This is a genomic window from Bradyrhizobium sp. SBR1B (assembly GCF_014198205.1).
Lineage (GTDB): Bacteria > Pseudomonadota > Alphaproteobacteria > Rhizobiales > Xanthobacteraceae > Bradyrhizobium.
The window spans coordinates 429,578-443,592 of sequence record NZ_JACIHC010000003.1 but is presented as its reverse complement, the minus strand read 5'-3'; the positions used below and the strand labels follow the sequence as shown (position 1 = coordinate 443,592).

Below are 14,015 nucleotides of genomic sequence, written 5' to 3'. Positions count from 1 at the left end.
CCGCCGCCTATATCGTCCTTCGGGGATGCATAGATCGACACGGATGTGAGTGATGGCGCGAGCGCCGGTGATGGCGGCGGGTGGTATTGTGCTGCGGCGGGGAGCGGTGCCGCTGGTTGCAGTCGTGCGTCAGCGCAAGCGCAATGAATGGGTCCTGCCCAAGGGCAAGCTCGACGACGGCGAAACGCCGAAGGAAGCGGCGCACCGCGAGGTGCTCGAGGAGACCGGTCACGACGTCGCGATCCACGAATTTTTGGGCACGCTCGTCTACCAGTCCGGCGGCCGCTCAAAAGTCGTGCATTTCTGGCGGATGGAAGCCGACGGCGGTCCGGTTCGCAAGCTGATGAACGACATCAAGGCGGTCGACTGGCTGCCGCTGGACGACGCGCTTGCGCGCCTGTCGCGGGAATATGAGCGCGCCTTCCTGACCCAGATCGGCCCGATCGCGCTTGCGGCCGCGGGGTTGGCGTCCGCACCGGTGGCCGAGCCGGTACCGTCGAGCGACGACATAGATGCCGCCTTGCAGACATTGACACCCGCCGAAGCCGCATCTGTCGAGGAGCTGCGGCATGGTCTGCTGCAGAAGGTGAAGGCCTGGCTGCGCGGCGAGGCGTGAGTTCAAGCGCGCTGCTTTCGCGAGTTAATGCGGTTGGGCGAGCGTCAACTCCCTCCACATCGTGATTGCGAGCGCAGCGAAGCAATCCAGGATCCTTCCGCGGAAAGATCCTGGATTGCTTCGTCGCAAGGGCTTCTCGCAATGACGAAGGAGAAAGCGGCGCGGCGAGGGCGGCACTATCACCGCCGCTCCTTCTCCTTCGGCACCGGTCTGCGCGGTGCGGCGGGGCGTTGCGCGGCAGGGAGGCGCTGCTGGAAGCCGCCGGGGCGCTGCATGCCCGGCTGTTGAGCTGCGGGCGGCTGGCCCGGCTGCATGCCGGTGCGCGGCAGTTGCGGCTGCGGATGAGTCCCGCCCGGCTGTGACGGCATGACTCCTCCGGGCTGAATTTGCCCACCACGCTGCGGCTGTGTTTGCGGCGTGCCGTTTGGCTTTGCGCCCTGTCCTTCGCGCGGTGCACGTGGACGTCCGGCGCCTTGCTGCTCGCCGCGCTGCGGCTGGCCTTGCTGCTGGCCTCGCGGCTGCTGCCCCTGGCCCACGCGCGGCGTGCCCGGTTGCACCGCGCCGCCCTGTCCTTGCCGTTGCGGCGGCTGGGCACCTTGCCGACCTGGCGTGCCCGGCTGCTGCTGACCGGGACGGTTATTCTGGCCGGGCTGGCCGTTCGGCCGCTGCGGCTGCTGTCCCGGCGCGGTCATCGGCCGCAATTGTTGTTGCTGCGGTGGCTGGGCCGGCCGCGGAATGCGGCTGAGCGCGGTCGGATTGGCGCGGCGGAAGTCGCGTTGCTCGGTAACGATCTGGCGGCCCGTGGTTTGCGCCAGGTGCACCTGGCCGACGAAGCCGCGGTCGCGCGCGATCTGCTGCGCGGGAATCGTGATCGGCACCGCGGCAAAGCGCATCGCGCCGGCAATGCCCGCGCCGGGCCGGATCGCAAAGCCGCTCGCGCCTTGCGTCAGTGCGCCGAGCCGCGTGCCGCTGCTGCGGTCGTCGACGTCGATGTGGCCGACGCGGCCGTCGGCGTCGGGATAGAGCTTGATGTTGACGTTGCGCGCGTTGCTCGCTGCCGCGCCCTCGGGCACGTCGACGACGCCGGTGGTGCCGCGGATGCCGAGCGTCGCGGTCGGCGTCGTGATCTTCATGTTGCCGGTCTTCGCCACCGCAGCCGCAACGAAGGCGACCGTGCCCCTGCCGACGTCGAAGATCGCGGAGTTCTGCTTGCCGCCGTCCTCATAGACGTAATTGTCGATGGTGATCTTCGAGCTGGCTGAAAGATTGAACGTGGTGGCGTCGTCGAAAGTGATGCCAACCGTGGAGTTCGACGAGGTCTGCACGACGTCGTTGAGATAGATGTCGTCGCGCACGCGCAGCGGATAGGAATTCTTGTCACGGATCACGGTCGCGATGCCCGTCACCGTCGCGACGTTGCCGATCGGTTCGACGGCGGCGGGTTGTGCGTCCGCGGCCGGTGTCGGTGAAGCTGACGGCGCCGGGGAGGGCGCTGGCGCCGGCTGCGCTTGTGGCTGGGCCTGCGCGACTTCGATCGCATCGGATGCGATCGCAACGCTCGCGCCGGCCAGCGGCAGGGCCAGCAGGGCGAGCGCGAACACGAAGCGGCGCCAAGCCAGCATTGATGGCACGAGAAAGTCCCGGTGAGAACGCGAGGCGAGATCGGTTGATATCAGCCGGGAGGACCTGAATGGCGGATGAACGTCTGTCGCAGCGAGGGTGAACGTTCAGAAGTCACGTTCGGCGAGGGATGTGGCGCCGCCTTCCTACTCGTCATTCCGGGGCGCGACGAAGTCGCGACCCCGGAATCTCGAAGCTGTGGTGCGAGTTCGCCGCGCGAGATCCCGGGTCGATGCTTCGCATCGCCCGGGATGACGAGGTTAATGTCAGCTCACGCGCTTCCAGGTCTGGCCGCCGCAGAACATGCCACCGAAGGCGCAGCCCTGCACGCGCATCGCATTCGGGCCCTTCATCGCGATGGTCGAGTCGTAATTGCGGCCGGAGTCGGGATCGTGGATGCGGCCGCTCCACTTCGAGCCCTCTGGCTTCATGTTGATCAGGATGCGCGCATTGGTCTTCACGGCATAGCCGCAGAGATTGGCGCCGCACTGCTCGACGCGGACATTGCCCTTGTTCTCTTCGGTCGCCCAAACGCCGATCGGCGTGTTGGCGGCTTGCACGGGCGCGGCGGCCGCCGGAGCCGGAGCAGGCACATAAGCAGGGGCCGGCGCAGCGGCGACCGGAGCAGGAGCCGCAACGGGCGCGGGCTGCGTCGTCGCATCGATGGACGGCGCGGCGGCGACGGTCGCCGCAGGGGCCGCGGGAGCAACAACGGGGGCGGCTGGCGCGATCGCTTGCACGGGCGCCTGTTGCACGGGCTGCGGCGCCGGGGCGGGCTGCGCGGTGGTGGCGGGAGCCGGCGTGGTGTCGACGTCATCGTCCTTGGAGCCGCCGAGGCCCTTCAGGTTGATGTTGTTCAGCTTGATCGGCTTGTCCGACAGGCCCGGCGCAACGATGGTCACGCAGTTGAGCGAGGCGCAGTTGCGCGGCGTCTCGATGCGGATGTGCTGGCCCTCGATCTGGAACGAGATCGTGTTGCCGCCGGCTTGAGCGGCGGCGGTCGACGCCAGAAAGAGCGCGGCGGCGGCGATGGTGAGCTTGTTCATGACAACCTCCGAAAATGGCGTGATCCCGATATGGACCGAAGTCGCTGGTGGATGAAGCGTGGTTCAACCCTACGCCGGACCGGCCGAGCGTTCTGTGATGGGGGTCACAACGATGCGCGCCGTCTGGGTGAGACACCGCACATTCAGTGGCAACGCCTCTGCGTAAGCTCGTGGCGACACTCAAGGAGGTGTGGATGAAACGGCTTGCGACTTCGCTTGGCACCTTGATCGCACTGATGGCGATCACGCCCGCGGCCGTGGCTGGCTCCTATTCTTTCTCGATCGGCGGTCACCGCTTCCGCGTTGAGTCGCCGCGCAATTGCCGGTCTGCTTCTTGTGTTTCGGTGTCCAGCCGCAGCCTTCGACCGACAGAGGACGTCAACACGACGTCAGCCGCGCCGCCTGCGGTCGCGGCGCTGCAGCCGGCCTATCCCCCGGCGCCGGTCAAACCGGCGCAAGCGAGCGTCGTCGCGGCATCGCCAGCGCCGACCGGCCCTGTTGTCGCCGCCACGACGTCGCAGCCCGTTGTCGTGCCGCCGACCGGGGTCGAGACGCCGACACTCGCGGCGTCGAACCTCAATCCACCGCGGGTCGACCTGCCGCCGCGCATGGAGCCGCCGCCCTTCCCGAGTCCCGAGATCAAGCAGACCGCAACGGTCGCACAGCCCAGCGACGACGAGCCGGCCCATATGCCGCTCGGCGAATGGGAGAGCCCCGGCGCCAAGGGCACGGTCCGCATCGAGCGCTGTGGTCCTGCATTGTGCGGTTACGCGCTGACGGAGGCGTCGAGCCGCGGCGAGAGCGTGCTCGTCAACATGAAGCCGAAGTCGCACGACGTCTGGACCGGCAACATCTACAGCCGCTCCAGCGGCAACACCTATTACGCGACCATGACGCTGAAGAGCTCCGGCAGGCTCCACGTCGAAGCCTGTGCGCTCGGCCGTTTCTGGTGCTCCGGCAATGACTGGACGCGGATCGAGGCGCCACGAGAGCAACTGATCACGACATCGCGGCAATGGAGTGCGCGGTCGTAGCGTTTCTCTTACCCTCCCCTGGAGGGGGAGGGTCGATCGCGCAAAGCGCGAGCGGGGTGGGGTGATCTCTCCACTCGGGCACTGTTCGACGAGGAGAGACTGTCACCCCACCCCGTCTCACATTCCGCTGCGCTTCATGTGAGCCGACCCTCCCCCTCCAGGGGAGGGTAAGCGGCCGCGATGTGGTTGATCGATGCTAGATCATGCCGAGCACGATGGCGCCGACGAACGCCATGGCGAGGTACGCGGTGACTATGCTCAGTCTCCCGGCGAACGTCATGAGGTCGCTCCCTCCATGCGCGCCGCTTTGCGCGGGGGCATTATGGTTAACAGAGAGTCTCCTCGCGAAAAAGTCAGGCTTGCTGTCGCTCGGTCCTGCCGGCTCCGGGCGCGCGGCAAGCCCGTATGGTTAAAGAACTCTGAAATCAACGTGTTGAAGAGTCTTTAAGTAAATTCACCGAACGTGCGTGCATGACGCGCGGAGTTCGTTTGTATCTCGTCGGCTCCATCGTCCTTGTTTCGCTAGCGGGTTGCGGACGCGGCTTCTTCCAGGCCGAACGCGAACCGTGGCGGGCCGAGGCCGAAGCCGCATGCCTGAAATCGGGCGCGGTGAAAGAGGGGCCGGATCTCGTCCGCATCGACCCGATCTCCGGGCCCGGCATGTGCGGCGCCGAGTTTCCGCTCAAGGTCGCTGCCATCGGCGAAGCCTCGAGCAGTTACGGCTTTGCCGACGAGGAGCTGCGCCCGCCGGGCAGCATCGGCGGCCAGCCGCGCTGGCCGGTGACGCAGCCGCGCTCGACTACGCCGCAGAGCCAGAATTATCCGGCATCGTCCTATCCGCAACGATCGAACTATCCCGAAAGCGCGGTGCGCCAACCCTCCGGCTATGGCAGCTCAAGCGGGCCGGTGTCGCTAAACGCGCCCGGCGTCGCCGCGCAGGAGGACGAGATCGACCTGCCGCCCGATGGCACCGACGCCGCGGGAGCGGCACGCTACATGAATTCGCCGAGCTATCCGGCGCGGCCTGCACCTTACTCCCAGGCGCCTGCGCAGCAGCCGCCGCCGCGCCTTGGCCCGGCACAGGGCAATCCCGTCACGGCCGTCGGTCCGGTCGCGATCAAGCCGACCGCGACGCTCGCCTGTCCGATCGTGTCCGAGCTCGACCGCTGGCTCGCCGACACCGTGCAGCCCTCCGCGATGCGCTGGTTCGGCGTCCGCGTCGCCGAGATCAAGCAGATCTCCGCCTATTCCTGCCGCGGCATGAACGGCAATCCGCATTCTCACATCTCCGAACACGCCTTCGGCAACGCGCTCGACATTTCCGCCTTCGTGCTCGCCGACGGCCGCCGCGTTACCGTGAAGGATGGCTGGCGCGGCATGCCGGAGGAGCAGGGATTTTTGCGCGACGTGCAGTCGGGTGCCTGCGCGCATTTCACCACGGTGCTCGCGCCGGGGTCGAACGTCTATCACTACGATCACATCCACGTCGATCTGATGCGCCGTGCCAGCCGCCGCCTGATCTGTCAGCCCGCCGCCGTCTCCGGTGAAGAGGTCGCCTCGCGTGCGCAGTCGCGCAGGCCGTACGCGAATGCGCGCGAGCCTTCCGTGACCGGCTCGCTCGGTGCGCGCAAGAGCACGGGGCACAAGCGCGAGGAAGACGACTACGCCGACGATTAGACGGAGCAGTTGCTCTTGTAGCTGCGCTCACGAGGCTACGATCTACTTCGGCTTCGCCGGTGCGGGGACCAGCCCCATGCAGAGCTGCACCTCGCCCGGCACGTTGTAGGTTCGCATGATGTGGCGGCTGTCGCGCAAGCCTGTCGCTTCACGCTGCACCACGAACATCCAGAGCGCCTGGCCGGCTTCCAGCACGAGCTTGCGCCGCGCCGGCTGCATCGATGCCGGCAGCTCCGAGCGCGCGTGCGCGGCGTCGAACTCGCGCAAGCGCGTTAGCGCCTGTTCGAGTGTGCGGCCCATCCGTCCAAGCGCCGAGGCCTGTTCCTGGACGATCTCGTAATGGAGGATATCGACGGGAGGGCGAAGATCACGGGACATGGCCGCAAATATAGGGCCGCCTGACCGGTCCGCGCAACGCGCCGCTACTTCGCCTTATACGCGGCCAGGAACATCCGCGTCGCGCTGTCGACCACCTCGGTCATGCGCTCTTCCGACGGCGCGGGCGCAGCCTGGAACACGAAGGGCAGGAACAGCGAGGCCTTGCACAGCTCCATGAACTGCGACGCTGCGAGGTCGCAATCGTCGATCCTGAGATCGCCGGAGGCGACATGGATCTTGAGATAATCGGAGAGGCGGTTGATGGTCTTATCCAGCACTCGCGCATAATAGCGGCGGCCGACATCGGGCATGCGCTCGGCGATCGCCATCACGGTGCGGATCGCCGATCCGCCGCCGGGCCGGCAGAGCAAGTGGATGTAGGCCCGGCCGAACTCCCTCAGTGTGGTCTCGGCATCGCGCGCGGGATCGAAATTGAACACGACCTGGCCGAACTGGAGGGCCTCCTGCTCGAGGATGGCTTCGAACAGCGCGCTTTTGTCGGCGAAGTAGACGTAGAGCGTGCCCTTGGAGACCTGCGCGGCGCGCGCGATCTCGCCCATGCTGGCGCCGTCGAAGCCGAGATCCATGAACACTTTGCGGGCGCCATCCAGGATCTGGCGACGTTTGGAGCCGTCCTCCTCCTGGATGACGTGCAGATGATCGCGGCCGGCTACAACCATTGGTTCAGGGTCTCGGCAGGTTTTTGAGTCGGGTCGGCGGCCATGAAACCCGAATAAAGGATTCTCGTCAGTAGGGTCCGGCCGGAATTATTATGTATATTGACCGAACCGTTCGGTCAATGATATTTGGATTAGCGAGAGGGAACAGGCCGCACGCCGGCTGTCCCTTTGATCGCGCTTTTTTGGGGAGGCCTTTATGGCCGTATCGAGAGACCAGGCCGCGCGCGTCCTTCGCCAGGAAACGGTGGAGGAGCACGCGGACGGTGATGCCGCGATCGAGAACGCTGCCCCCCTTGCCGAGCAATTGCGCGCTCACGTGGCCGAGGAAGCCAAGCGCCGCACTGCCGAGGCGCCGGAGAAGCCCGCGACCGACAAGCCGGCCGCATCTGCGCCGGAGGCACCCGCTGCCGGCGCTCCCAAATCCGGCAAGCGCAAGTTCGTCCTGATGGGCGTCGGCCTCCTGCTGGCGCTCGCGGCCGCGAGCTATGCCGGCTACTACACGCTGGTTGGCCGCTTCTACATTTCCACCGATGACGCCTATGTCCGCGCCAACAACACCATGCTGGGCGCGCGCGTCTCCGGCCACATCGCCTCGATCCTTGCCGGCGACAACACGACCGTGAAAGCGGGCGACATTGTCTTCCGCATCGACGAGGGTGACTACAAGATCGCGGTCGATGCCGCCGCGACCAGGATCGCGACTCAGCAAGCCACCATCGATCGCATCGGCCGCCAAGTCGCCGCGCTCGACAGCCAGGTGGCGCAAGCCAAGGCACAGCTCGTCTCGGCCGAGGCCGGCCTCAAGCGCGCCGATCTCGACTATGAGCGCCAGCAGGCCCTGAGCAACAAGGGGTTTGCCTCGCGCGCCACCTTCGAGAGCTCGGAAGCCGGACGCGACCAGGGCGCCGCTGCGGTCAAGGCCGCGCAGGCCGCCTACGACGTTGCAATCAGCAATGTCGATGTCGCCAAGGCGCAGCAGGCCGAAGCGCAGGCCCAGCTCGCCGAGCTCAAGACCACGCTCGCCAAGGCCGAGCGCGACCTCGCCTTCACCGCGGTCCGCGCGCCGGTCGACGGCACGTTCTCCAATCGCCTCGTCAACACCGGCGACTTCGTCGCGGTCGGTCAGCGCCTCGGCAACATCGTGCCGCTGGACGCCGTCTATATCGACGCCAATTTCAAGGAAACGCAGCTCAAGCGCATCCGTCCCGGCCAGTCGGTGACGATCAAGGTCGATGCCTACGGCATGCGCAAGTTCTCCGGTGTCGTCGACAGCATTGCGGCGGGTGCGGGCTCGGTGTTCACTCTGCTGCCGCCCGACAACGCCACCGGCAATTTCACCAAGATCGTGCAGCGCGTGCCGGTCCGCATCCGCGTGCCGAAGTCGGTGGCGAAGCAGAACCTGCTTCGTGCCGGCATGTCGGTCTATGCAACCGTCGACACCAACAAGGGCGCGGCCGACGCCGACAGCGAGGTCGACCTCGACGATCCCACCGCGATCCACCCGCAGTAGCCACAGCCTGAGCGCTGCGAGGTCAGACCATGGCCAACGCCACCACCGCTTCGCCCGCCATGATGGCCGATCCCGCTTCGGAGCGCATCGCGCCGAAGCGGCTGTTCGCGTTCATCATTATGGTGTTCGGGATGTTCATGTCGATCCTGGACATCCAGATCGTCTCGGCCTCCCTGAGCGAAATCCAGGCCGGATTGTCAGCGAGCTCCAGCGAGGTCTCCTGGGTTCAGACCGCCTATCTGATCGCCGAGGTCATTGCGATCCCGCTGTCCGGATTCCTGTCGCGCGCCTTCGGCACGCGGTTGTTGTTCGCAATCTCGGCGGCCGGCTTCACCGCCTCGAGCCTGCTCTGCGGCTTCGCCACCACCATCGAGGAGATGATCCTCTGGCGCGCGCTGCAGGGTTTCCTCGGCGCCGGAATGATCCCGACGGTGTTCGCCTCGGCCTACACCGTGTTTCCGCGCACGAAATTTCACATCGTCGGTCCCATCATCGGGCTGGTCGCGACGCTGGCCCCAACCATCGGGCCGACGGTCGGCGGTTACATCACCGACCTGATGTCGTGGAACTGGCTGTTCTTCATCAACGTCGTACCCGGCATCGGCATCACCCTGGGCGTGCTGGCGCTGGTCGATTTCGACGAGCCGCATTTCGAGCTGCTCGACCGCTTCGACTGGTGGGGTCTCTTGTTCATGGCCGGCTTCCTCGGCACGCTGGAATATGTGCTGGAGGAGGGGCCGCAATATGAATGGATGCAGGATACCTCGGTCGCAATCTGCGCCTGGATCTGCGCGATCTCGGCGATCGCCTTCTTCTGGCGCGTCTTCACGGCGGCCGAGCCGATCGTCAACCTGCGCACCTTCTCCAACCGCAATTTCGCGATCGGCTGCGTGCTGCAGTTCTGCATCGGCATCGGCCTCTACGGCCTGACCTACATCTATCCGCGCTATCTCGCCGAAGTGCGCGGCTACAGCGCGCTGATGATCGGCGAGACCATGTTCGTCTCCGGGATCACGATGTTCCTGGTCGCGCCGCTGGTCGGCCGCCTCATGGTGAAGCTCGACATGCGCTACATGATCGCATTCGGCCTCGTCGTGTTCGCGATCGGCTCCTACCAGATGACCTGGATCACGCGCGACTACGATTTCTACGAGCTGCTGGTGCCGCAGATCCTGCGCGGCGTCGGCATGATGTTCGCGATGGTGCCCACCAACAACATCGCGCTCGGCACGCTGGCGCCTGATAGGGTGAAGAACGCCTCGGGCCTGTTCAACCTGATGCGCAATCTCGGCGGCGCGGTCGGACTAGCGGTCATCAACACCGTGCTCAACGACCGCACCGATTTGCACATCACCCGCCTGCAGGAGCGCGTGACCTGGGGCAATGCGACGGCGACTGAAACCCTGACCATGTTCATGCAGAAGTTCCAGGGGCTCGGCGATTCCACGCTGATGGCGATGAAGCAGCTCTCCCAGCTCGTGCACCGCCAGGCCGTCGTGATGAGCTTCGGCGATGCCTTCTTTGTGCTGACGCTGTTCTATCTCGGCCTCGCCCTGCTGGTGACGCTGCTGAGCAAGCCGGCCCCAATGACCGGCGGCGGCGACGCGCATTGAGCCTGCCACACACGCGGTGTCGTCGTCCGGCTTGACCGGCCGATCCAGTATTCCAGAGGCCGGCGTTGGTGAACTCGCTCTCACCACATCCGCCGCGGCGGACTGGATGCCCCGCTTTCGCGGAGCATCACGGCGGAGGGCGGGGCGGCTGTGGAGCGCACCAAGGCCGCGCGCACCAAATTGCAACACTCATCCGTGATCTCACGCGAGCCCCGTTGCAAGTCGCGAACGACACATCTATAAAGCGCACCTCATTCACTCGAACCGGGGAGAGATTTGCATGATTTCGTCGCATTCGCAGATCGTACGCCCGCGCTCGATGATGTTCTGGTTCGGTATGTACGCGGCCTGTTAGAGGCCTCCTCCGCCAGTTTCGATTGGGCCAAGTTTTCGACCAAGCGTCCCGATCGCTTTCTTTCCCAAGTCAAAGCCAACCTTAAGTGACGCCGTCTCGGCCCTCGCGGCCGGCCTGCGTCCATCGATGGAGCCGGCCCGCGCCAAAGGCGGCCGGATGATGTCATGACCGCTCTGTCAAAAAAGCCCGCGGCGATCCGCCTGGTGCTGCCCTTCGTATTCCGGCACTGGCTGAAGCAGCCGGGACGGGGGCTCATCGTGGCCGGCGGCCTGCTGGGTGCGACCATTGCCGACCTGTTCATGCCGGTCTTCTCGGGCCGGCTGGTCGATGCGCTGACGCGTGGCCCATCCGATCCCGATGCGCGGCATGCCGCCCTGGTTGCCTTCGGCGCCATCGTGGCGCTGGGCGCTACCTCCGTGGCGCTGCGGCTGGCCGGCCTGCAGGCGATCGTGCCGTTCACGCTCAAGACCATGTCGGACGTCGCACAGGAGGCCTTCATCCGTGTGCAGCGTTTCTCCACCGACTGGCACGCAAACTCCTTCGCGGGCTCCACCGTGCGCAAGATCACGCGCGGCATGTGGGCGCTCGACCTGCTCAACGACACCATCCTGATGGCGTTGGCGCCCTCGCTGCTGGTGTTGATCGGCTCGATGGTCCTGATCGGGATGCACTGGGCCTCGCTCGGCGTGGTGATCGCGGTCGGTGCGTTCTTCTACGTCACCATCACCGTCGTGTTCTCGACGCGCTACATCGCGCCGGCCGCCCGAGTCTCCAATGCCTGGGACACCAAGGTCGGCGGCACGCTTGCGGATGCCCTGACCTGCAACGCGGTGGTGAAGTCGTTCGGCGCGGAAGCGCGCGAGGATACGCGGCTCGCCCGCGTCATCAACCGATGGCGCGTGCGGGTGCGGCGGACCTGGCTGCGCTACAACTACACGTCCATGGCGCAGCTGTCGCTGCTGCTCTGCCTCCGCACGTCCGTGATCGGCGGCGCGGTGCTGTTGTGGATGTCTGGACGCGCCTCACCTGGCGACGTGACCTATGTGCTGACCAGCTACTACATCATCCACGCCTATTTGCGTGACGTCGGCATGCACATCAACAACCTCCAGCGCTCGGTCAACGACATGGACGAGCTGGTGGCGATCCATGCCGAGCCCATCGGCATCGCCGATGCAACCGATGCGCGGCCGATCGCGATCGAGGGCGGCGAGATCGTGTTCGACGACGTGACGTTCCATTATGGCGGCCATCGCGCGCCGCTCTATGACGGGCTGTCGGTGACGATCCGGGCCGGTGAACGTGTCGGCCTCGTCGGACGCTCCGGCTCCGGCAAGACGACCTTCGTCAAGCTGGTGCAGCGGCTCTACGACGTCACCGGCGGCCATGTGCTGATCGACGGGCAGGACATCGCTATGGCGACGCAGCAATCGCTGCGCAGCCAGATCGCGATCGTGCAGCAGGATCCGATCCTGTTTCACCGCTCGCTCGCCGAGAACATCGCCTATGGCCGGCCCGGCGCCAGCCTCGAGGCGATCGAGCAGGCGGCGCGGCTTGCGAACGCGCACGACTTCATCCTGCGCCTGCCCAAGGGCTACGGCACGCTGGTCGGCGAGCGCGGCGTGAAACTGTCGGGCGGCGAGCGGCAGCGCGTGGCGTTGGCGCGCGCGTTCCTGGCGGACGCGCCGGTGCTGATCCTGGACGAGGCGACCTCGAGCCTCGATTCGGAATCGGAGGCGCTGATCCAGGAGGCGATGGAGCGGCTGATGAAGGGCCGCACCTCGATCGTGATCGCGCACCGGCTGTCGACGGTGAGGAGCCTCGATCGCATCCTGGTGTTCGACCGCGGCGAGGTCGTCGAGCAGGGCACCCACGCCGTGCTCGCGAGCAAGCCTGCAGGCATCTATCGCGGCCTGTTCGAGCGCCAGGTGGTGGAGCTCGGGCGCGTCGCAGCGGCGGAGTGAGGGGGCGGCAGCGGGGCGAACGTCCCGCTGTCACGCCGCCAAGGAATTCGTCAAGGAATGCGTCAAGGATGGAATGAGATGAAAGACCTGACGAACGGCTCCATCGTGAGACACATCCTGGCCATGGCACCTCCGATCATGGCCGGCATGATCTCGATCATGATCTGCCAACTGGTCGATCTGTACTTCGTGTCGGGCCTGGGCGATGCCGCCGTGGCGGGCGTGGCCGCGGCCGGCAATGCTGGCTTTCTCGTCAACGGGCTGATGCAGGTGCTCGGTGTCGGCGCGGGGGCACTGATCGCGCATGCCGTGGGACGCAAGGACCGGCGGGATGCGAACCTGATCTTCAACCAGGCGATCGTGCTGTCGGTGCTGTTCGGACTGTCGACCCTGCTCGCAGGTGCCGCGCTGTCGCGCGCCTACATGCGTTCGATCGCAGCGGACCAGGCCACGATCGAGGCCGGGACCACTTATCTGCTGTGGTTCATGCCGGCGCTCGCGCTGCAGTTCGCGACCCAAGTCATGGGGGCTGCGTTGCGCGCGACCGGTATCGTGCGTCCCACCATGCTGGTGCAGGCGTTTGCCGTGGCCATCAATATCGCGCTGGCGCCGGTCCTGATCACGGGCTGGGGCACCGGCCATCCGCTCGGGGTCGCCGGTGCGGGGCTGGCGAGCTCGATCGCGGTCGGCATCGGCGTGCTGGTGCTGCTGGCGTATTTCCGCAAGGTCGAGCGCTATGTCGCTTTCAATCCGGCGCAATGGCGCCCGCAGCCGCACCATTTGAAGCGCATTCTCAATGTTGGCCTGCCGGCCGGCGGCGAGTTCGCGATGATGTTCATCTTCATGGCGGTGGTCTATTACGTGCTGCGCGATTTCGGCGCGGCGGCGCAGGCCGGCTTCGGCATCGGGCAGCGCGTGCTCGGCCTGATCAACATGCCGGCGCTTGCGGTCGGGCTGGCGGCCGGGCCGATCGCCGGCCAGAATGTCGGCGCAGCCAACGCTGCGCGCGTGCGGGAAACTTTCGTCAAGGCCGCCTTGATCGTCACGATCGTGATGACCGGCTTCATGATCCTTGCGCAAGTGAAGCCGGAGCTGCTGCTCGCCGGATTCTCGAACGACCGCGAGACCATGGACATCGCTTACCTGTTCCTGCGGATCATCTCCCTCAACATGGTCGCACAGGGGCTGATCTTCACCTGCTCGAGCATGTTCCAGGCCCTTGGCAACACCAGGCCGGTGCTCTTGAGCTCGGCGACGCGCGTCTTCACCTACTCGCTGCCGGCGATCTGGCTGTCGACGCGGCCGGGCTTTCGCATGGAGTACGTCTGGTATTTGTCGGTCGCGGCGACAATGTTGCAGGCGGGCTTGAGCCTGTGGTTGCTGCGCCGCGAGTTCAGGAAGCGCCTGACTCCGGCGCCGAAGGAGAAGGCCCTAGAGCAGGAGAGCACCGAACCCATTGTTCCTCTCGCCCGCGAGCCTGCGTAACGGTGGCTTGTTCCATCCCGGCCGCTCCGGCTAACTT

11 protein-coding genes are annotated in these 14,015 nt (G+C 66.1%); 7 read left to right on the top strand and 4 right to left on the bottom strand.

The window, feature by feature from the left end:
* Positions 1 to 52: 52 nt before the first annotated feature.
* Complete coding sequence (locus GGD61_RS10445) at positions 53 to 616, top strand: NUDIX hydrolase (protein ID WP_018318648.1); 564 nt, start codon at positions 53 to 55, stop codon at positions 614 to 616.
* Positions 617 to 795: 179 nt separating this feature from the next.
* Here the strand turns inward: GGD61_RS10445 and GGD61_RS10440 are convergent, their stop codons facing one another.
* A complete protein-coding gene (locus tag GGD61_RS10440) occupies positions 796 to 2,238 on the bottom strand; it encodes a FecR domain-containing protein (RefSeq protein WP_177237002.1) in 1,443 nt (480 codons plus the stop codon).
* Between the two features lie 264 nt (positions 2,239 to 2,502).
* The gene (locus GGD61_RS10435; RefSeq protein ID WP_092253502.1) at positions 2,503 to 3,282 is read right to left on the bottom strand and encodes a DUF2147 domain-containing protein; all 780 of its coding nucleotides are present in this window, start codon (positions 3,280 to 3,282) and stop codon (positions 2,503 to 2,505) included.
* Between the two features lie 194 nt (positions 3,283 to 3,476).
* Between GGD61_RS10435 and GGD61_RS10430 the strand changes: the two genes are divergently transcribed.
* Both GGD61_RS10430 and GGD61_RS10425 read left to right on the top strand, forming a co-directional pair.
* The gene (locus GGD61_RS10430; RefSeq protein WP_092253976.1) at positions 3,477 to 4,316 is read left to right on the top strand and encodes a DUF2147 domain-containing protein; all 840 of its coding nucleotides are present in this window, start codon (positions 3,477 to 3,479) and stop codon (positions 4,314 to 4,316) included.
* Between the two features lie 471 nt (positions 4,317 to 4,787).
* Positions 4,788 to 5,993, top strand: coding sequence for an extensin family protein (locus tag GGD61_RS10425; protein ID WP_092253500.1), 1,206 nt, complete (start codon positions 4,788 to 4,790; stop codon positions 5,991 to 5,993).
* Positions 5,994 to 6,035: 42 nt separating this feature from the next.
* On the opposite strand, the gene GGD61_RS10420 is transcribed toward GGD61_RS10425, so the two are convergent.
* Both GGD61_RS10420 and GGD61_RS10415 read right to left on the bottom strand, forming a co-directional pair.
* The gene (locus tag GGD61_RS10420; protein ID WP_092253499.1) at positions 6,036 to 6,371 is read right to left on the bottom strand and encodes a DUF6665 family protein; all 336 of its coding nucleotides are present in this window, start codon (positions 6,369 to 6,371) and stop codon (positions 6,036 to 6,038) included.
* 44 nt (positions 6,372 to 6,415) lie between these two features.
* Positions 6,416 to 7,051, bottom strand: a complete 636-nt coding sequence (locus GGD61_RS10415; RefSeq protein WP_092253497.1) for a TetR/AcrR family transcriptional regulator — start codon at positions 7,049 to 7,051, stop codon at positions 6,416 to 6,418.
* A gap of 196 nt (positions 7,052 to 7,247) precedes the next feature.
* On the opposite strand from GGD61_RS10415, the gene GGD61_RS10410 reads away from it, so the two are divergent.
* From GGD61_RS10410 to GGD61_RS10395, 4 genes are all read left to right on the top strand, one after another.
* Positions 7,248 to 8,561 carry an HlyD family secretion protein gene (locus GGD61_RS10410; protein ID WP_092253495.1) on the top strand — a complete coding sequence of 438 codons (1,314 nt, stop codon included), beginning with the start codon at positions 7,248 to 7,250 and terminating at the stop codon, positions 8,559 to 8,561.
* Positions 8,562 to 8,590: 29 nt separating this feature from the next.
* Positions 8,591 to 10,174, top strand: a complete 1,584-nt coding sequence (locus GGD61_RS10405) for a DHA2 family efflux MFS transporter permease subunit (protein ID WP_183230668.1) — start codon at positions 8,591 to 8,593, stop codon at positions 10,172 to 10,174.
* Positions 10,175 to 10,693: 519 nt separating this feature from the next.
* Positions 10,694 to 12,493 (top strand): ABC transporter ATP-binding protein, encoded by a 1,800-nt coding sequence (locus tag GGD61_RS10400; RefSeq protein ID WP_177236967.1) that lies wholly within the window; start codon positions 10,694 to 10,696, stop codon positions 12,491 to 12,493.
* A 78-nt stretch (positions 12,494 to 12,571) separates the two neighbouring features.
* Positions 12,572 to 13,978: an MATE family efflux transporter gene (locus GGD61_RS10395; RefSeq protein ID WP_177236966.1), complete on the top strand. Its 1,407-nt coding sequence runs from the start codon at positions 12,572 to 12,574 to the stop codon at positions 13,976 to 13,978.
* Positions 13,979 to 14,015: the final 37 nt, after the last annotated feature.